General features: G+C 69.5%; 18 protein-coding genes. 9 read left to right on the top strand and 9 right to left on the bottom strand.

Translation table 11 applies throughout. The features are described 5' to 3' along the window. The 5 genes from carB to carA form a co-directional block, all read right to left on the bottom strand. Window positions 1–2,953: carbamoyl-phosphate synthase large subunit (carB, locus tag VGC56_RS00005; protein ID WP_464122311.1), on the bottom strand; the 2,953-nt coding region annotated here is incomplete at its 3' end. After that, window positions 2,953–3,450, bottom strand: coding sequence for a hypothetical protein (locus VGC56_RS00010; RefSeq protein WP_464122313.1), 498 nt, complete (start codon window positions 3,448–3,450; stop codon window positions 2,953–2,955). The genes VGC56_RS00010 and carB, both read right to left, overlap by 1 nt. Then, window positions 3,451–3,726, bottom strand: a complete 276-nt coding sequence (locus VGC56_RS00015) for a hypothetical protein (RefSeq protein WP_464122315.1) — start codon at window positions 3,724–3,726, stop codon at window positions 3,451–3,453. It abuts the gene before it with no gap. Next, window positions 3,723–4,241: a hypothetical protein gene (locus VGC56_RS00020; protein WP_464122317.1), complete on the bottom strand. Its 519-nt coding sequence runs from the start codon at window positions 4,239–4,241 to the stop codon at window positions 3,723–3,725. The genes VGC56_RS00015 and VGC56_RS00020 overlap by 4 nt, the downstream gene beginning before the upstream one ends. Continuing rightward, on the bottom strand, window positions 4,238–5,410 hold the full coding sequence (gene carA, locus VGC56_RS00025) for a glutamine-hydrolyzing carbamoyl-phosphate synthase small subunit (RefSeq protein WP_464122319.1): 1,173 nt from the start codon (window positions 5,408–5,410) through the stop codon (window positions 4,238–4,240). The genes VGC56_RS00020 and carA overlap by 4 nt, the downstream gene beginning before the upstream one ends. Window positions 5,411–5,615: 205 nt before the next feature. On the opposite strand from carA, the gene VGC56_RS00030 reads away from it, so the two are divergent. After that, window positions 5,616–6,068, top strand: coding sequence for a GatB/YqeY domain-containing protein (locus VGC56_RS00030; RefSeq protein WP_464122321.1), 453 nt, complete (start codon window positions 5,616–5,618; stop codon window positions 6,066–6,068). A 30-nt stretch (window positions 6,069–6,098) separates the two neighbouring features. Here VGC56_RS00030 and VGC56_RS00035 read toward each other — a convergent pair whose 3' ends face one another. Beyond that, window positions 6,099–6,611: a septal ring lytic transglycosylase RlpA family protein gene (locus tag VGC56_RS00035; protein WP_464122323.1), complete on the bottom strand. Its 513-nt coding sequence runs from the start codon at window positions 6,609–6,611 to the stop codon at window positions 6,099–6,101. A 324-nt stretch (window positions 6,612–6,935) separates the two neighbouring features. Here VGC56_RS00035 and VGC56_RS00040 point away from each other — a divergent pair, with 324 nt between their 5' ends. From VGC56_RS00040 to VGC56_RS00060, 5 genes are all read left to right on the top strand, one after another. Beyond that, window positions 6,936–9,245 (top strand): patatin-like protein, encoded by a 2,310-nt coding sequence (locus VGC56_RS00040; protein ID WP_464122325.1) that lies wholly within the window; start codon window positions 6,936–6,938, stop codon window positions 9,243–9,245. 21 nt (window positions 9,246–9,266) lie between these two features. After that, window positions 9,267–9,611: a hypothetical protein gene (locus tag VGC56_RS00045; protein WP_464122327.1), complete on the top strand. Its 345-nt coding sequence runs from the start codon at window positions 9,267–9,269 to the stop codon at window positions 9,609–9,611. Continuing rightward, a complete protein-coding gene (gene pyrF, locus VGC56_RS00050; protein WP_464122329.1) occupies window positions 9,608–10,282 on the top strand; it encodes an orotidine-5'-phosphate decarboxylase in 675 nt (224 codons plus the stop codon). Before VGC56_RS00045 ends, pyrF begins: the two co-directional genes overlap by 4 nt. Window positions 10,283–10,474: 192 nt before the next feature. After that, window positions 10,475–11,329 (top strand): acetyl-CoA carboxylase, carboxyltransferase subunit beta, encoded by an 855-nt coding sequence (accD, locus tag VGC56_RS00055; protein WP_464122332.1) that lies wholly within the window; start codon window positions 10,475–10,477, stop codon window positions 11,327–11,329. Window positions 11,330–11,475: 146 nt separating this feature from the next. Beyond that, window positions 11,476–12,804 carry a bifunctional folylpolyglutamate synthase/dihydrofolate synthase gene (locus VGC56_RS00060; protein WP_464122334.1) on the top strand — a complete coding sequence of 443 codons (1,329 nt, stop codon included), beginning with the start codon at window positions 11,476–11,478 and terminating at the stop codon, window positions 12,802–12,804. Here the strand turns inward: VGC56_RS00060 and VGC56_RS00065 are convergent. Both VGC56_RS00065 and VGC56_RS00070 read right to left on the bottom strand, forming a co-directional pair. Then, window positions 12,801–13,553, bottom strand: a complete 753-nt coding sequence (locus VGC56_RS00065; protein ID WP_464122336.1) for a tetratricopeptide repeat protein — start codon at window positions 13,551–13,553, stop codon at window positions 12,801–12,803. The two genes, VGC56_RS00060 and VGC56_RS00065, sit on opposite strands and share 4 nt — an antisense overlap. A gap of 3 nt (window positions 13,554–13,556) precedes the next feature. Beyond that, window positions 13,557–15,284: an AmpG family muropeptide MFS transporter gene (locus VGC56_RS00070; RefSeq protein WP_464122340.1), complete on the bottom strand. Its 1,728-nt coding sequence runs from the start codon at window positions 15,282–15,284 to the stop codon at window positions 13,557–13,559. Between the two features lie 226 nt (window positions 15,285–15,510). Here VGC56_RS00070 and VGC56_RS00075 point away from each other — a divergent pair, with 226 nt between their 5' ends. Then, entirely contained in the window at window positions 15,511–16,647 is a 1,137-nt protein-coding gene (locus VGC56_RS00075) for an aromatic ring-hydroxylating oxygenase subunit alpha (protein WP_464122342.1), read from the top strand. 157 nt (window positions 16,648–16,804) lie between these two features. Here VGC56_RS00075 and VGC56_RS00080 read toward each other — a convergent pair whose 3' ends face one another. Next, the gene (locus VGC56_RS00080) at window positions 16,805–17,236 is read right to left on the bottom strand and encodes a response regulator (protein WP_464122345.1); all 432 of its coding nucleotides are present in this window, start codon (window positions 17,234–17,236) and stop codon (window positions 16,805–16,807) included. A gap of 296 nt (window positions 17,237–17,532) precedes the next feature. Between VGC56_RS00080 and VGC56_RS00085 the strand changes: the two genes are divergently transcribed. Then, complete coding sequence (locus VGC56_RS00085) at window positions 17,533–18,708, top strand: pseudouridine synthase (RefSeq protein WP_464122348.1); 1,176 nt, start codon at window positions 17,533–17,535, stop codon at window positions 18,706–18,708. Beyond that, on the top strand, window positions 18,709–19,233 hold the full coding sequence (gene rsmD, locus VGC56_RS00090) for a 16S rRNA (guanine(966)-N(2))-methyltransferase RsmD (protein ID WP_464122350.1): 525 nt from the start codon (window positions 18,709–18,711) through the stop codon (window positions 19,231–19,233). The last annotated feature ends 1 nt before the right edge of the window (window position 19,234 follow it).

Consider the following 19,234-nt stretch of genomic DNA (forward strand, 5'->3'; position numbering starts at 1 on the left):
GCTTGTCGCGGTCGTTGACGGTGATCGCAACGGCCGACTGCCGATCGGCACGCGTCCCCGGCAGCGGCTGGCCGGCGGCGCGGGAGGCCTTGGCGAAGGCCGTGGCGAAGTCGGGGCCGATGCCCATCACCTCGCCCGTCGCCCGCATCTCGGGGCCGAGGAGCGCGTCGGCGCCGGGGAACCGCGCGAACGGCAGCACGGCCTCCTTCACCGAGACCACCGTGGGCGTCGTCTCGCGCAGGCCGAGGTCGGCGATGCGGTCGCCGAGCGCGACGCGGCAGGCGGCCTCGACCAGCGGCATGCCGGTGGCCTTGGCAACGAATGGCACCGTGCGCGATGCCCGCGGGTTCGCCTCGATCACGAACACCTCGCCGTCGCGGACGGCGAACTGCACGTTGACGAGCCCGACCACGCCCAGCGCGCGCGCGAGCTCGCGCGTCTGCCGCCGCACCTCGGCCTCGACGTCGTCGCCGATGGCGAGCGCCGGGATCACGCAGGCCGAGTCGCCGCTGTGGATGCCGGCCTCCTCGACGTGCTCCATGACGGCGCCGATCAGCACGTCGTCGCCGTCGGACACCGCGTCGACGTCGATCTCGATGGCGTCCTCGACGAACGAGTCGACGAGCGTGCTCGAGGCGATCGGCCCCGAGCGCAGCATCTCCTCGTCGTAGCAGATGCGCATCGCCCGGCCACCGAGCACGTAGCTCGGCCGCACCAGCACCGGGTAGCCGATCTTCGCGGCCGCCTCGGCCGCCTCGTCGGGCGTGCTCGCGATCGCCCAGGCCGGCGCCTTCAGGCCGATCGAGTCGAGCAGCGAGCCGAACCGCTGCCGGTCCTCGGCCAGGTCGATCGCGTGAAACGGCGTGCCGAGGATCGGGACGCCCGCCTCGATCAGGCGCTTCGCGAGCCGCAGGGGCGTCTGGCCACCGAACTGGATCACGACGCCGGCCGGCTGCTCGACCTCGACGATCTCGAGCACGTCCTCGATCGTGAGCGGCTCGAAGTACAGCCGGTCGGACGTGTCGTAGTCGGTCGACACCGTCTCGGGGTTGCAGTTGATCATGATCGTCTCGAAGCCCGCGTCCGCCAAGGCGTAACAGGCGTGGCAGCAGCAATAATCGAACTCGATGCCCTGCCCGATCCGGTTCGGCCCGCCGCCGAGGATGACCACCTTGCGGCGGTCCGACGGCTGCGCCTCATTCTCCGGCTCGCCGAAGCTCGGCGCCTCGTAGGTGGAATACATGTAGGGCGTCTTCGCCTCGAACTCGGCGGCGCACGTGTCGATGCGCTTGAACACCGGCCGTACGCCGAGCTTGTGGCGCAGCGCCCGCACTTCGTCCTCGGTGGTCGCGCCGGCGAGCGCCTTCACCGCGTCATGGATGAGTCCGTGGCTGCGCGCCGCGACCTTGCCCAGCACCCGGTCCTTGAGATGCGCCGAGCGGATGGCGAGCTCCGCCAGCCTCTTGTCGCAAAACCCCATCGCCTTGAGGCGCCGCATGCCCACAGCGTCGGTGGGAAGCCCCTGCGCCTCCACCTCCCGCTCCGCCTCGACGATCTCGTGGAGCCGCTCGAGGAACCACGGATCGTAATGGGTGATGGCGTTGATCTCGGCGACGGTGAAGCCCTCGCGCAGCGCCTGCGCGGCGACGAGCAGCCGGTCCGGCGTCGGCCGCGCCAGCGCCGCCTCGATTTCGGCCCTGGGAGCGCCGTACAGCGCCTTGACGCCGTCGAGGCCGGTGAGGCCCGTCTCGAGGCTCCTGAGCGCTTTCTGGAGGCTCTCGTGGATCGAGCGGCCGATCGCCATCGCCTCGCCGACCGACTTCATCGCGGTGGAGAGCAAAGGCTCAGCCCCTTTGAACTTCTCGAACGCGAAGCGCGGGATTTTGGTGACCACATAGTCGATCGTCGGCTCGAACGAGGCCGGGGTGACGCCGGTAATGTCGTTCTGGATCTCGTCCAATGTGTACCCCACCGCCAACTTGGCGGCGACCTTGGCGATCGGGAAGCCTGTCGCCTTGGAGGCGAGCGCAGAGGAACGGCTGACCCGCGGGTTCATCTCGATGACGACGAGCCGGCCGTTCTTCGGATTGACCGCAAACTGGACGTTGGAACCGCCTGTTTCGACGCCGATTTCCCGCAGGCAGGCGATGCTGGCATTGCGCATCACCTGATATTCCTTGTCGGTGAGCGTCAGCGCCGGCGCGACGGTGATGGAATCGCCCGTATGGATGCCCATCGGGTCGACATTCTCAATGGAGCAGATGATGATGGCATTGTCCGCCCGGTCGCGGACCACCTCCATCTCATATTCCTTCCAGCCGAGCACCGATTCCTCGATCAGGACCTCGGTGGTCGGCGAAGCGTCCAGGCCGCCGGTGACGATCTCGACGAACTCCTCGCGGTTGTACGCCACCCCGCCCCCGGTACCGCCGAGCGTGAAGGACGGCCGGATGATCGCCGGCAGCCCGATCGTCTCCAGCGCCCGCATCGCCTCGTCGAGGCTGTGCGCGATCTCGGACGCGGGGCTTTCGAGCCCGATGCGGCTCATCGCATCGCGGAACTTGAGCCGGTCCTCGGCCTTCTCGATCGCCTCGGCGTCGGCGCCGATCATGGTGACGCCGTATTTCTCCAGCGTCCCGTCCTTGAACAAGGCCAGCGCCGTGTTGAGTGCCGTCTGCCCACCCATCGTCGGCAGCACCGCGTCCGGCCGCTCCTTCTCGATAATCGCGGCGACATATTCGGGCGTGATCGGCTCGACATAGGTGGCGTCCGCCAGCTCCGGATCGGTCATGATCGTCGCGGGGTTCGAATTGACGAGGACGATCCGATAGCCTTCCGCCTTCAGCGTCTTGGCCGCCTGCGTCCCCGAATAATCGAACTCCGCCGCCTGGCCGATGACGATCGGCCCCGCGCCGATGATGAGGATCGAGGAGATGTCGGTACGCTTGGGCATCAGGGGTGGGGTTTCCGGGTCCAATAGGAGAAGAAATAAGGGTCCGTTGCTCCGTCGGTATCGTAGGTCGCGCGGAACTCGATCCGCACGCTTGCGGCAGTGGAACGGGACCGCCGGGCCGCCGCGCAGAGGGCGGCAAAGCGGGTATCTTTAAGCCTCGTCAGATCTTCGAAGGAGATCGCTCCCCAGACGGGGATCGCACAACAGCCGAGCAATATTCCGCTTCCACGAGCCTCCTCGAAGCTCGGAAAGGCGGCCTTGAGGGTGCCGATTGCCTTCGGGTAACGCTCGTTACGTCCGTGGACGGGCACATTGATCAGCACGACGGGAAGATGAAGCGACGAATCGACGGCATGGACTGCAGTGTCTCGTCGCCAGTGATCGCTGAGAAACCGGCTGCATCGCTGGATGTAGCCGGAGGAAGCCGAGACCGGGGATGCGACGCCTGCGAGGAGCATCGGGACGGCGAGAGCCGGCAGAAAGGGATTGCGCCGCACCTATCTGTCCTTGAGCTCGATGCCCTCGACATAAGCGAGGTGGAGATGGTTGCGCTTCGCCCAGCGCATCGCGCAGCCCCGCTCGCGCGGGCTCGCCTTCGGGCGAACGAGGAACAAAATGCGCGGATCCTCCTCCTCCTGCACCAGCTCCCCGGCGGCGAGTCCGCAGACCCGGGTGACGTCGGCGAGTTCGGCGTCGGTGTGAAGGCGCGCGGTGGCGCAGGCGGAGAGGGTCAGTGCCGCAGCAATGAGAGAAAGGCACCTGATCCTAATCATTTGCTCAACCAAATGGTGATCGCAACGCCAGCTATGGCGACGGGGAGCGCCAACCAAGCGGCGACGGCCCCCCATTTCGTCCAATCGACGGATCGCTCGTGGCCCGGGGTGAAAGGAGCCGTCATCGTGACGTCAGGCTCGGCCTTTATGCTGGCGACAGGCGGCAGCTTCTTCAGGACAGCTTGTCTAGCTTCTTCGCTCTCCAGCCAATGGTCTCCATTTACGTGTAGCCTCGCGATGAATGACGCAGGCACCCGTAGCGCTCTATCGACCTTGGCGATTCCCTCTCTCGAGACCTGCCAGAGCCCTTCTTCAAGATAGTGAGGATGATATTCCTGCTCAACATCACCGATCTTGAGCAGTTCTCTCAGCGCGAGCTCAATCCGGCGGAGCGGCATCGCAGGCTCAAACAGGTACGTGATCTCACCGGGAGGAATCCCGCCGCCGCCTTGGTCAGCGTGTTGGTGCAGCTTGTAGAGAACCGCCAAATCGATCTTGCTCTGGCTCAGGCTCACCGAATGGCCCCAAGCTGGTCCACGAACTTCCCGAACAGATACGTGCTGTCCTGCGGCCCCGGGCTCGCCTCCGGGTGATATTGGACGCTGAACGCGGGCCGGTCGGTCAGCTCCAGCCCGGCGAGGCTGCCGTCGAACAGCGAGATGTGCGTCGCCCGCGCATTGTCGGGCAGCGTCTCCGTCTCCACCGCGAAGCCGTGGTTCATGCTGGTGATCTCGACCTTGCCGTCGGCGAGGCGCTTGACCGGGTGGTTGGCGCCGCGGTGGCCCTGGTGCATCTTTACCGTCTTCGCGCCGACCGCGAGCCCAAGCAGCTGGTGGCCGAGGCAGATGCCGAACAGGGGCTTTCCCGTGTCGAGGAGCTGACGGATCACCGGCACGGCATATGCGCCCGTCGCCGCGGGATCGCCGGGTCCGTTGGAGAGGAAGATGCCGTCGGGCTTGTGCGCCATCACCTCGTCGAAGCTCGCGGTAGCGGGGAGGACGGTGACGCGGGCGCCGGCGTCGGCGAGGTTGCGGAAGATGTTGCGCTTCGATCCGTAGTCGATGGCGACGACGTGGGGGCGGTCCTCGCTCCCCTCCCCTTCGCCGTAGCCCTCGCCCAGGTTCCAGCGGCCGCCGGACCAGCGGTACATCTGCCGGCACGACACCTCCTTCGCGAGGTCCATGCCCTCCAGCCCCGGCCACGCGCGGGCCTTTTCGAGCAAAGCGTCCAGGTCGAATGCTCCGTCCGCGCGGTGGGCGATGACCCCGTTGGGTGCGCCGTTGGTGCGGATCCTGCGGGTCAGCGCGCGCGTATCCACCCCCGACAGGCCGATGCGGCCGTTGGAGCGCATCCAGGCGTCGAAGCCCTGCAGCGCGCGGAAGTTGGACGGCTCCGTCACGTCCTGCCGCACGATAGCGCCCAGCGCCCAGGGATTGTCCGCCTCGACGTCCTCGAAATTGGCGCCGACATTGCCGATGTGGGGGAAGGTGAAGGTGAGGATCTGCGAGGCGTAGGAGGGATCGGTCATCACCTCCTGGTAGCCCGTCATCGCGGTGTTGAAGACGATTTCGCCGACCGCCTCGCCCTCGGCGCCGAAGCCCCTGCCCCACACGATCGTGCCGTCGGCCAGGACCAGGACGCCGGTCGCTCCGTTCGGATCGTAGGCGGAGCGTGACGCAGTCATGCTCCGACGGTCCGATCCGAACCGCCTGCAACTCGCGCAGGCGTGTGGCTGGCGTGGGCCATCGTGGCGGGCACTCCTTCTTGCGGATCGGCGATGTCGCTAAGCGCCGGTCGCTAGGGTGCGGGGGCGGCAGCGTCAATCTATTAAACGCGCGCGGGCGGCGCTATCCCTCGCCCTTTCCCGCACCAGCAGAGCCGGACATGCCATGATTCGCGACGACCTCAAGGCCGCCCTCGTCACCGCCATGAAGGGCGGCGACAAACCCAAGACGGCGACCATCCGCCTCATCCAGTCGGCCATCAAGAATCGCGACATCGAGCTGCGGACCGGCACCGCCCCCGCGGACGACGACGTCACTGTCACGGAAGTCCTCCAGAAGATGGTCAAGCAGCGCCGCGAGTCGATCCAGCTCTACGAGCAGGGCGGCCGCCAGGAGCTCGCCGACCAGGAGAAAGCGGAGGTCGCAATCATCGAAGGCTTCCTCCCCGCGCAGATGAGCGAGGACGAGGCGAAGGCGGCGATCGAGGCGATCGTCGCGGAGACGGGCGCGGCGTCCGTCAAGGACATGGGCCGGGTGATGGCGCTGGTGAAGGAGCGGCTTGCCGGGCAGGTCGACATGGCGCGGGCCAGTGCGCTGGTGAAGTCCCGGCTGAGCTGAGGTTGGCCGCCGCGGCGCAGGCCCCCAAGGTTAGGCTATTTCGCGCACCACTTCCAGACGGACGCGAGCGTGGCCCGGGCCGATCATGGCGATGTCGCGCGCCGCGGCGAGCGACATGTCGAGGATGCGGCCGCGCGTGAACGGCCCGCGGTCGTTGACCCGGACGATGACGCTGCGGCCGTTGGCGAGGTTGGTGACCCGGAGCTTCGTGCCCAGCGGCAGGCTGCGGTGCGCGCAGGTGTAAGCGTGCGGGTCGAAGCGCTCGCCGCTCGACGTGCGGTTGCCGGCAAGCTCGTTGCCATAATAGCTCGCATTGCCCTCGCCGACCTGCTCGAAGGCCTGGCGGACGATTGGAAGCTTGGTGGCGACCGCCTCGTCGAGCGCCGGGTCGCCGACGGACGCGACCGCCTGCTCGAGGCTCTGCAGGCGCGGGGTCGGGGCCGGGGCCGAAAAAGCGGTCTGGGCAGGAGCGGCGCTGGTGAGCACGGCAAGTCCCAGCGCGAGGACGCGCGGCAGGCCGATCCTGCGAAGACGTTTTACCATGTGCGAAGCCCCTCAGCGTTCGTTTCGAGGGTGGGGCTAATCGGGAAATCCTCACGAGTCCCGTTCGTTACGGCGACGTGTGGGGTCAGCGGGACGAGTCGAAGGATGCGATGGAACTTCCCTCTGCCTCCCTGCGAGCGGTAGCTCGTGGGGAGGGGGACCACCGAAGGTGGTGGAGGGGTTTGGCGTAGAGCCCCAACGCCGTTCGCCCTCGCCCCTTCAAATACCCCTCCACCAGCTTCGCTGGTCCCCCTCCCCATCCTCTGGATGGGGAGGCAGAAGGGCCGCTCGACATCGCGCTTTTCGCCTGCCACCAAGGCCGCAATGCGCGAGAAAGAGCTCCGGCTGGCCCTCATCTGCTATGGCGGCATCAGCCTTGCCGTCTACATGCACGGCATCACCAAGGAGGTATGGCGCCTCGCCCGCGCCAGCCGCGCCTATCACGCCAAGGCACCGCGCGAGAACGGCTCCGAGGGCGTCTACCGCAAGCTTCTCGAAGCGCTGGCGACTCATGCCGATCTCGAGTTGCGCGTGCTCGTCGACATCCTCACCGGCGCCAGCGCGGGCGGGATAAACGCCGTCTTCCTCGGCCAGGCGATTGCCAGCGGCCAGTCCCTCGACCCGCTGACCGATCTATGGCTCGACAATGCCGATGTCGACCGGCTGCTCGATCCGGCGGTGAACCGCGTCTCCCGCTTCGCCAAGCGGGCGGCGGTGCCGATCGCCTGGGCGCTTTCCGCGCGGCGCGGCAGTTCGGTCGAGCAGACGGTCGAGCCGGCGCACCGCGAGGAAGTGCGCGCCAAGCTCGCCAATTTCGTCCGCGCCCGCTGGTTCGCGCCGCCGTTCAGCGGCCCCGGCTTCAGCGAATTGCTGCTCGGCGCCTTCGACGCGATGGCGGCGGGAAAGGCGGGGCCGGCGCTGCTCCCGGAACACCAGCCGCTCGACCTGTTCGTCACCGTCACCGATTTCCACGGCCATCCGGAGCGCCTGCGCCTCCACTCACCATCGGAAGTTACGGAGATCGAGCACCGCCTCATCCTTTCCTTCCGCCGCGAGGCCGGGCCCGCCGCCCCGCTCGCCGAAGCGCCCGCCCTGGTCTTCGCGGCGCGGGCGACGGCGAGCTTCCCAGGCGCCTTCCCACCGTTCCAGGTGGGCGAGCTCGACGCCGTGCTGGCCGCCCGCGGGCAGCCCTGGCCAGGGCGCGCACCGTTCCTCACCGCCGCCCTCCCCCGCCACAGCGCCATCGGCGACGCCGAATCGGCGGTGCTGATCGACGGGTCGGTCCTCGCCAACGCGCCGTTCCGCCCCGCCATGGGGGCGCTGAAGAGCCGCCCCGCCCGCCGCGAGGTCGACCGCCGCTTCGTCTATATCGACCCCAAGCCCGGGCGCCATTCGGTCCGCTTGGGCGACACCGGCCCAGCCGAGGCGCCGAGCTTCTTCGCGACCATCTTCGGCGCCCTCTCCGACATCCCGCGCGAGCAGCCGATCAGGGACAATCTCGAGGCGATCGACGGCCGCTCGCGGCGGGTCCGACGGATGACCAAGATCGTCGAGGCGATGCAGCCCCAGGTCGAGCGCGCCATCGAGCGGGCGTTCGGCGCCACGCTGCTGCTCCTCCGCCCCACCCCTGCGCGCCTCGCCGGCTGGCGGGCCAAGGCGCAGGCGGTCGCCGCGCGCGAATCGGGCTTCGCCTATGCCGCCTACGGCCAGCTCAAGCTCGCCGCCGTCGTCGAGGAAGTCGCCCTCGCCCTCACCCGCGACACGCGCCGCGACGGTACCCGCGGTGCGCTGTGGGCGCATGTCCGCGCCCGCGGGCTGCTGGGGCCGGACGCGATCGGCGAAGCGGGCGGCACGGATGAGGTCGTCGCGTTCCTGCGCAATTTCGACCTCGGCTTCCGCATGCGGCGCCTGCGCTTCCTGTCCCGCCGCCTCGCCGAGATGGAGCAGCAGCCCGGCTGCCCGCGCGACGCGGTGCGGCGGGCGCAGGCGGCGGTCTACGGCCTCGTCGAGCGCTATGAGGAGGCCGCCGGCCACCCCTGGCCGGAGGAAGGCGAGATTTCCGAGCGGCTCGATGCCCTCGCCGCCGCCTTCGGCCTTAAGGCGGTCGATGACGAGGCGGACGCGCGGCTGACCGAGGCGCTCGCCCTCTTCCCCAAGCCGGAACGGCGGACCCTGATCCTCGCCTATCTCGGCTTCGCCTTTTACGACGTCGCCACCCTCCCCCTCCTCCAGGGCGAGGGGCTCGACGAATTCCACCCGGTGAAGGTCGACCGCATCTCGCCCGAGGACGCCACCTCGATCCGCGCGGGCGGTGCGGCGGCGACGCTCAAGGGGACCCAGCTCAACAGCTTCGGCGCCTTCTTCAGCCGCGCCTACCGGGAGAACGATTATCTGTGGGGCCGCCTCCACGGCGCCGACCGCTTGATCGAGATTACCGTCTCGGCCCTGCCGAAGGGCACGCACCTGCCGCCCGGCCTCGTCGCGGAGCTGAAGCGCGAGGCGTTTCGCGCCGTCCTCGCCGAGGAGCGCCCCCGCCTGCAGGCCATCCAGCCCCTGTTCGACGCGCTCGACGCCGAGATCGGCCCGTCCCCAAACCCGCCCTCCCCGGTTGCACCGCCCGCCGCCGCGCCATAGACAGGAGGCTGGGAGGCGCGGATGCAGTTTCTGAAGACCCTCTTCTGGATCGTGCTGACGGTGATCCTCGTCCTCTGGGCGAAGGCGAACTGGGCCGTGGTGCCGCTCAAGCTCTGGGGCGGGCTGATCGCCGACGTGCGCCTGCCGCTGCTCATCGTCTTCGGCTTCCTCATCGGCTGGCTGCCGACGCTGATCATCTACCGCGCGAAATTGTGGTCGCTGCGCCGCCGCTTCGAGCCGATCGAGCGCAACGCCGCGCCTTCCGTTCCGGCCATGGCCGTTGCGCCGGCGCCGACCACGGTCAGCAATGCCGCCGACGAGCGGGTGGCGCGGGACAGCGAAGCCTGGCCGACCGCCACTCCATGAGCAGCCCGATCTTCGTCGCCATCGACACGCCCGATCTCGAGCGGGCGAAGACGATCGCGACCAAGGTCCGCCGCCATGTCGGCGGCCTGAAGCTCGGCCTCGAATTCTTCTGCGCCAACGGCCGCCACGGCGTCCACGAAATGGCCGACCTCGGCCTGCCTTTGTTCCTCGATCTGAAGCTCCACGACATCCCCAATACGGTCGGCAAGGCGGTGCAGGCGCTGCGCCCGCTCGAGCCCGCCATCCTCACCGTCCACGCCGCGGGCGGCCGCGCGATGATGGAGGATGCCAAGGCCGCCGCCCCCGCGGGCACCAAGGTGATCGCCGTCACCGTCCTCACCAGCCTCGATGCCGACGATTTGAACGCCATCGGCGTCGCTGCCGATCCCCACGCCCAGGTCGAGCGCCTCGCCGCTTTGGCCCGCGATGCCGGCCTCGACGGCCTGGTCTGCTCCGGGAACGAAGTCGCCGCCGCCCGCCGCCTCTGGCACGACGGCTTCTTCGTCGTCCCCGGCGTCCGCCCCGCCGGCGGCGCCAGCGCCGACCAGAAACGGGTCATGACTCCCCGCGCCGCCCTCGACGCCGGCGCCAGCATCCTCGTCGTCGGCCGCCCCATCACCCAGGCGGCGGACCCCGACGAAGCGGCGCGCGCAATAGAGGCCACGCTCTAGCTCTACCTCCCCATCGTGAGATGGGGAGGGGGATCACCCGCAGGGTGGTGGAGGGGTAACTGGAGCAGGTCTCGGCGATTACCCCTCCACCAAGCATAGCTTGGTCCCCCTCCCCACCGCTTCGCGCCAGGGAGGCAAAAGGTTGCCCCGTCGCCCCTCCCGTCCTATCCGCCGCCGCCAAGGAGACACCGCATGAGCTGGTTGGACCGCGTCCGCAACAGCATCCCATTCCTGCCCAAGCGCGAGACGCCGGAGAACCTCTGGCACAAGTGCCGGACCTGCGGCGCGATGATCTTCACGCGCGAATGGGAAGAGAATCTCTTCGTCTGCCCGCGCTGCGATCATCACGACCGCATCGGCCCCCGCCCCCGGTTCAGCATGCTGCTCGACCCCGGCTACACCATCCTGCCGCCGCCGCAGGTGCGCGAGGATCCATTGAAGTTCCGCGATTCCAAGCGCTACGCCGATCGCCTCAAGGCCGCCCGCGCCGCCACCGGCGAGACCGATGCGCTGATGACGGCGCGCGGCACAGTGGAGGGCCGCAAGGCGATCGTCGCGGTCCAGGATTTCGCCTTCATGGGCGGCTCGATGGGCATGGCGGTCGGCGCCGCCTTCGTCGACGGCGCCCGCGCCGCGATCGCCGACCATTGCCCCTACATCATCTTCACCGCCGCCGGCGGCGCGCGCATGCAGGAGGGCATCCTCTCGCTCATGCAGATGCCGCGCACCACGGTCGCCATCTCAGAACTGAAAGAGGCCGGCCTCCCCTACATCGTCGTCCTCACCGATCCGACCACCGGCGGCGTCACCGCGTCCTACGCGATGCTCGGCGACGTCCAGATCGCCGAGCCCGGCGCGCTCATCGGCTTCGCCGGCCAGCGGGTCATCGAATCGACCATCCGCGAGAAGCTCCCCGAAGGCTTCCAGCGCGCCGAATATCTCCTCGCCCACGGCATGATCGACATGGTCGTGCACCGGAAGGAGCTAAAGGCGATTCTCGCCCAGCTGATCGGCTACCTCGCCCCGGAGGAAAGGGCCGCGGCGTGAACCTTCAGTGCCTCCCCATCGCCAGATGGGGAGGGGGACCAGCGAAGCTGGTGGAGGGGTATTCGCACGCACCGATGGTGCCAATACCCCTCCACCACCCCGCGGGTGGTCCCCCTCCCCGCCGCTTCGCGGCAGGGAGAGACTAGGTGGCTGACCGCGCCACTTCCGACGACCCCGCCGTCCAGCGCCAGCTCGACCGGCTCGGCACCCTCTCGCCCGGCGTCGACACGCTCGGCCTCGAGCGTATCACCGCCCTCCTCGCCCGCCTCGGCAACCCGGAGCGGGGCCTCCCCCCGGTCCTCCACGTCGCCGGGACCAACGGCAAGGGCTCGACCTGCGCCTATCTCCGCGCCGCCATCGAGGCCGCCGGGCTCGAGGCGCACGTCTACACCAGCCCCCACCTCGTCCGCTTCAACGAGCGCATCCGGCTCGCGGGCACGCTGATCGAGGATGCCGCCCTCGCCGCCTTGCTGGAGGAAGTGCTCGACGCCGCCGACGGCATCGCCCCCAGCTTCTTCGAGGCGACGACGGCGGCTGCCTTCCTCGCCTTCGCGCGCACCCCCGCCGATGCGGCGATCGTCGAAGTCGGCCTCGGCGGGCGGCTCGACGCTACAAACGTCATCCCCACCCCCGCGGCCTGCGGCATCGCCCAGCTCGGCCTCGACCATCAGCAGTTCCTCGGCGACCGCATCGAAGGTATCGCCGCCGAAAAAGCCGGCATCGCCAAGGCGGGCGTACCCCTCCTCACCCAGCATTATCCCGACGCCCTCGCCAACCGCGTCGGCGAGGTGGCTGCCGCCGCGGGCGCCCGCTGGATACCGCGGGGCCGCGGCTGGGATGCGACGGTGGCGAAGCAGAAGCTCGAATATTCCGACTCTAGGGGGGCGCTCCAGCTCCCCCTCCCCCGCCTGGCCGGCGCCCACCAGGCGTCGAACGCCGCGCTCGCGGTGGCGATGCTGCGCCACCAGGTCGCGGTGCGGGTCCCGGACTCGGCGCTCAAGGCGGCGATGGGCTGGGCGGAATGGCCGGGGCGGCTGCAACGCCTCGGCGCCGGGCCGCTCTCCGCGCTGCTGCCCGCGGGCGCGGAGCTATGGCTCGACGGCGGCCACAATCCCGCCGCCGCCCGCGCTATCGCCGACCATTTCCGCGCCCACGTGCCGGCCGGGCGCCCCTTCCACCTCGTCTTCGGCTTGCTCGCCAACAAGGACGCGCAGGGGGTGCTGAAGGCCTTTGCCGGCCGCCAGCTGACCCTCCACGCCGTCCCGGTGCCGAACCACGCCTGCCACGCCCCCGCAAACCTCGCCGCCGTCGCCAAGGCGAACGGCCTTTCCGCCATGGCCGACGAAAGCGTACCCTCCGCCCTCGCCTGGATCGCCCGCCACGCCGACCGCGCCGCACCGCCCGTCGTGCTGATCATGGGATCCCTGTACCTCGCCGGCGAGGTGCTCAGGGCGAACAATCAGGTGCCGACCTAGCCGGCGCGCAGCTCCGCGAGCGTCCGCACCGCCCAATCGTACATCTGCGCGTCCTTCGTTCGCTCCATTCGGTCGAGTCGCTTCAGCCGCCGTTCGACCTCGGTGAGCGGCTCCAGCGCTTCGCCGCGCCGGCCTTCTGACATCAGCAGCCCCGCCCGCCGGCAAAGCGCCTCGCCGCCGGCCATCCGCCGCCCGAGGTCCTCGTACAGCGCCAATGCCTGTGCCGTTTCGCCGCAGCCTTCCAGCGCCCGCGCCAGCAGCAAAGCGGCGCGATCCGTCTCCGCACCGGAGGCCGACGGCGGCAGCGCCTCGAGCAGCGCCCGCGCCGCTTTGTCGTTGCCGCTCTCGAGCTCGGCGCGGGCGATCCGCAGCTGGGCCGCGCGGTCCCCTCCGCCCGGCACCCGCGCGATCGCAGCGCGATACTGCACCGCCGCCTCGCCCCATTCGCCCTGCTCGGCGAGCGCGTCGCCAAGCGCCGTGCGGTTCGCCGCGGTATCCGCCACTTCCAGCGCCTCGCGGGCCCGGCGCACCTCGCCATCCGGATTGAGCCGGCGAACCGCCGTCGCCCGCGCCATCCGCACCTCGCGCCGCCCCGCAAGACCCGGCAGGATTTCGAAGATCGCATAGGCGAGGCAGCCCGGCAGCGACAGGAAGATGATCACCATCAGCCACATCGAATTGCGATGCCCCCGCACGCAATGCACCGCGCAGGCGATCTGGACGAGGATCGAGAGGCCGAGAATCGGCATGGCTTAGCGCGCCGGGCCTCCTTCGACCATGCCGAGCTCCGAACCGCCGGCGGCGGGCGCGAGGCGCGCTTCGCGGCGCCGCTCGGCTCCGACGCGGAAGCCTTCGAGCACCACGAACAGCACGGCGAAGACTCCGGCCGCCGCCGTCCAGCGGAACACCGTCGCATAACCGTAGGTGTCGAACGCCTCGCCGGCGATGCCGCGGCCGAGGGTACCGATGAGGAAGGTCAGAGACGACAGCAAAGCATATTGGATGGCGGTGAATTTCTTGCTGACGATGCCCGACACGTAGGCGACGAACGCCGCGCCGGCGATGCCGGTCGAGACGTTCTCATAGGAAATAGTGAGGAGCAGCCGCACCATCCTCTCGTCGGAACCGATCGACGTCGCCAGCCTGTCGAGGAACAGCAAATGCGAGACCCAGTCGATATGCGCTCCGCCCTCGGCCAAATCGGCATAGACGAAATTGCCGAGCACCGGGAGGACGGCGCCGATGAAGATGGTCGGGATCCGCCCTAGCCGCAGGAACATGTAGCCCCCAAGGCTGATGCCGACGATGGTCATGAAGATGCCGAACACCTTGGAGGCGAATGCCACCTCGTCCTTCGAATAATGAAGCGCGTCGAGGTAGAAGGGGAATGCGAAGGACGACCAGATATTGTAGCAGAGCGTGTAGGTGAGGATGAAGCCGATCACGATTAGCACCGCCCATCCCAGCCGTCCGGTGAGCTCGGCCAATGGGGCGACCAGCGCCGAATAAAGGTGGTTCATCGCCGTCCGGCCGGCGGAGCGGCGGGTCTGCTGCTCCGTCTGCACGCCGCGGCCATGCGCCTTCAGCCAATTGACCGTTGCCGCGACGACCAGCGGCACCAGCACCGTCGCGACGATGATCCACGGCCCCGTGCCCTTGGTGAAATCGGTCACCGACGGCCGCTTCGTACCCGGCGGTGCGTCGCCGAGCATGCTGACCATGAAGTGGCCGATCGAGAAGATCGCCCAAGCCCAGCCGAGGCCGACGATGCCGAGCGCCACAGCCCGCAGCCGGCCGTCGACCGCGCCGGCATGGCCGAGCGCCGCTTCCATCTCGGTGACGTCGGGCCGCTCCGTATCTGGCGCCGTCAGGGTGAAGAGGAGGACGAGGACGATCACCCCCGCCATCAGCAGGAACACCGCCGGCCACGACATCCGCGCCGCCAGCACCAGCGCCAGCGCGCCGCCGACGATGCTCGCGATGCGGTAGCCGAACTGGTAGATTGCGGAGAGCAGTTCCACCGGCGTTTTCTCGTCCGCGACGTCGATCCGCCAGGCGTCGACGGCGATGTCCTGCGTGGCGGAGGCGAGCGCACCCATCACCGCGAACAGGGCGAAGGTGCCGATCGCCGTGCGCGGATCGGTGGCCGCGAGGCCGGCGAAGCTCGCCGCGAGCAGCGCCTGGCACAGGATGATCCAGCTCTTGCGACGGCCCAACCGGTCGAGCAGCGGCAGCCGCACCCGATCGACCAAGGGTGACCACAGGAACTTGAACGCGTAGCCGAGGCCGATCCAGGACAGCACCCCGATCGTCGCGAGGTTGATCTTGGCCTCGCCGAGCCAGGCGTTGAGAGTACCGATCAGCAGCGCGAACGGTATGCCCGAGGAGAAACCGAAGGCGAGCATGGTCCCCGACTTGCGGGTGGCGAGTGCAGCCCTGAGCAGGCGCCAGCCCTTCGGCCGTGGTGCTGCGGATGCCATTCGACTGCGTCTCCTAGAGGGTCGGGCCGCCACCTTAGCCACGCGTGCGCGAATGGCTAGGGGCGCAAGAAGGCCCACCCCCTACCCCCCAGGAATTCCGGGAGGGGGCGTCCCGGTCATGGAAGCTCCTCTCCCCTCCCGGATTTCCGGGAGGGGCCGGGCTGGGCTCGTACCCCCATCCGCCTCCGCTTGCCTTCGCGAGCGCTTCGCCGCACTCTGCGACGCCATGGACATGCCCGCCCGCCAGCGCCCTACCGAGGGCCAGCTCGCGCTCGCGCGGTTGATCGCGTCGGGCCAGCCCAGCCTCGGCGAAGGCATCGAGACGGTGCCCGCCTCCGTCTACACGAGCCCCGAGCGCTTCGCCGCCGAGCAGGCGCGGATCTTCGCGAAGCGGCCGATGGTGATCGCCCCCTCGGCCCTGCTGCCGCGCCCCAACATGGCGGTGCCGCACGACGGCTTCGGCCTCCCCCTCCTCCTCGCCCGAGACAAGGCCGGCAAGGCGCACGTCTTCTGGAACGTCTGCCGCCACCGCGGCACGCGCCTCCTCGAAGGCGCCGAGCCGCTCTGCGCGCCGCGCATCGTCTGTCCCTATCACGCCTGGTCTTACGCGCTCGACGGCAGCCTCGCCGGCCTGCCGCGTCCCGACACCTTCCCCGGCCTCGACAGGGCGGCCCACGGCCTCGCCGAGATACCCTGCATCGAAGCCGGCGGCCTCCTCTGGTTTGCCCGCGACGAAGCCGCCGATTTCACCGACGCCGCCGCGCTCGCCCCCGAGTTCGACGCCTTCGGCCTCGCCGGCCACCACCTCTACCGCCGCCGCGTCCACGACGTCCCCGCCAACTGGAAGCTGATCATGGACGCCTTCCAGGAGAGCTACCACGTCCAGCGGCTCCATTCGCCGACCATCGCCCGCTTCTTCGCCGACGGCGTCACCGCGATGGACGTTATCGGCATCCACCAGCGCTCCGCCGTCGGGCGCACCGACCACCTTTCAAACATCGATCATATGGACTGGCCGGCGCTGCGGGCCGTCATCACCTTCGCCTACCAGCTCTTCCCCGGCACGATCATGATCATGAGCCCCGATTATGTGAACATCATGGTGCTGATGCCGCAGTCCGCCGGCCGCACCCTGGTCGAGGATTTCATGCTGATCCCCGAGACGCCCGCCTCACCCGGGGAGGAGGACCATTGGGCCCGCAGCTGGACCCTCCTCGACGAAGGCGTCTTTGCCGGAGAGGACTTCCGCGCCGCTGCCTTGGGGCAGGAGGGGCTGGCGACCGGCGTGGTTAGGGAACTGACGCTGGGCACGCTGGAGACGGGCATCAAATTCTTCCACGACCAGGTCGAAGCCGCCCTCTAGTTCCTCCCCATCCGCAGGATGGGGAGGGGGACCAGGTGAAACCTGGTGGAGGGGTATTCACCCGGCGCTGAGCTAATCAAACGGACGCCCTTCTGCCCCGGCAATTACCCCTCCACCACCTTCGGTGGTCCCCCTCCCCATCTCCGATGGGGAGGCACTAGACCGCCTCGTAAATACTCAAGCCCGCTGGCACCCTTTTCACCGGCTCGCCGCGCAACTTCCGGTCCAGCGCCGCCAGCGCATTCCTCAGCATGCGGTCCGAATAGGGCTTGGAGAGGCAGCCGATCGCCAGCGCCCGGGCCGCGTCCGGGCAGGTGCCGGTCACGAACAGCACCGGCACCCCCTTCGCCGCGGCAGCGCGCGCAACGTCCGTGCCGTCGCCGTCGCCCGACAAGGTGATGTCGCTCAGCACCAGGTGGATATCGTCATCCTCCCCCAGCACCCGCACCGCGTCCGCCAGGTTATCGACGGTCGCAACCACCTCATAGCCGGCCTCGCGGAGCAGATGCTCGTTGTCGAACGCGACGAGCGGCTCGTCCTCGACGATGACGATGCGCCTGATCGCCCTTTCGCGCTTTCCAAACAGCATTATAGGACGTGTTGCCCCCTCTTCGTCAGTTATGCCTGCGTAACGAGCGAGATGGGGATGCGTGTCCCGCCGCGCCAGCGGCTGGGCGCAAAATTCCGCCGCTCTGGCGGTGAAGGAGGATCGCCCTGCCCCCGCCCCCCAAAGGCCCCCGCCGCCCCGCACGCCCGACTCGCCCCGGCCAGCGGACGGACTCGCGCCGGCCGCCGCAGCCCTCTGCATCCGATGGCGCAGGCCGCAGGGCCGAGCGTGCCCGCGGCCACTCCCGCGACGACGAACCCCGCCGCGCCGAGGGGCCGTTGAAGCAAAGGCGCGGCGGCAGCGAAGATCGGTCCTCCGGCACCGGTGCTAAAAGCGGCTTCCGCAGCGCCCGGCAGGACGATCCCCGGCGCGCTGGAGCCGGCCCGAAGCCGCCACGCGCGCGCGGCACCCGCGACGCGGACGAGCCGCGCCGGGGCCCCGGACAGCCGGAGCGGCAGCGCAACGCCCGGCAGGAGCGGCCCGCCGGCGCCGCTGCCAAACCCGGGCGCCCGCGGCGCGAGAATGAACCGCGCCGTGCATCCGGCGCCTCGAAGCCGCCGAGCCGCCCGGCTGAGGCTCCCCGCGCCGAAGCGGAGCCGCCGCGCGCCCACGTCAAGGGCGAGCCCCAGCGCATCGCCAAGCTCCTCGCCCGCGCCGGCATCGCGTCGCGCCGGGAGATCGAGCGGATGATCGAGGAGCGGCGGATCGCCATCGACGGCACGCCGATCGAGACCCCGGCAACCCTCCTCACCTCGCTCCAGGGAGTCAGCGTCGACGGCAAGCCGGTCCAGGCGGCGGCCCCGGCGCGCCTCTTCCTCTACCACAAGCCGCCCGGGCTCCTCACCGCGGAGCGCGATCCGGCGGGACGGCCGACCATCTACGACCGGCTGCCGGCCGAGCTGCCGCGCGTCGTCCCGGTCGGGCGGCTCGATCTCAACACCGAGGGCCTGCTCCTCCTCACCACCGACGGCGGCCTGAAGCGCCAGCTCGAGCTGCCCTCCTCGAAGATCGAGCGCATCTACCGCGCCCGCGCCTTCGGCGACGTGACGCAGGACCAGCTCGAGGCGCTGATCGAAGGCATCGAGGTCGACGGCATGCGCTACGGCCCCATCGACGCCAACATGGAGCGGCGCACCGGCCGCAACGTTTGGATCGAGATGCGCCTTACCGAAGGCAAGAATCGCGAGGTCCGCAACGTCCTCGAGCATCTCGGCCTCCAGGTCTCCCGCCTGATCCGCGTCGCCTACGGCCCCTTCGTGCTCGGCGACCTCCCCGCCGGCGCCGTCGTCGAGGTGCGCCAGCACGAGCTCGTCGAATTCAGGAAGGGGCTCAAAAGCCCCTCCCCTTCAGGGGAGGGGTTGGGGGTGGGGGATGTCGGTGACCAGCGCCGACCACGACAGCGCCGCACCGGCACAGGCCCCACCCCAACCCCTCCCCTGAAGGGGAGGGGCTAGATGAGGATCATCGCCGGCCGCTGGCGCGGGCGGCCGATCCTTGCGCCGCAGGGCCAGGCCACCCGCCCCACCTCGGACCGCACGCGCGAGGCCTTGTTCTCGATGCTCGCCAGCCGCCTCGGCACGTTCGAACGCCTCAAGGTCGCCGACCTCTTCGCCGGCTCGGGCGCCCTCGGCCTCGAAGCCCTCTCGCGCGGCGCGGCCCACTGCACCTTCGTCGAGACCGACCGCCACGCCCTCGAGACCATCCGCCGCAACCTCGCCGCGCTGGGCGCAGACGGCGACATCCTCGCGCTCTCCGCCGAGCACGCCCGCCTCCCAGCCGAGATCGACCTCGCCTTCCTCGATCCGCCCTATAGAAGCGGCCTCGCCGCGCCGGCCCTCGCCCGCCTGCCCCTCGCCCCCGGCGGCTATGCCAGCGTCGAGACCGCCCGTGACGAAGAAGTCGCCGCGGAAGGTTTCGAGGAGGACGCGGTGCGCACCTACGGCAAGGCGAAGATCACCCTGCTCCGCCGCCTCGGCTGAA

The sequence above is a fragment of the Allosphingosinicella sp. genome (assembly GCF_036403745.1).
In the GTDB taxonomy this organism is placed as follows: Bacteria; Pseudomonadota; Alphaproteobacteria; order Sphingomonadales; family Sphingomonadaceae; genus Allosphingosinicella.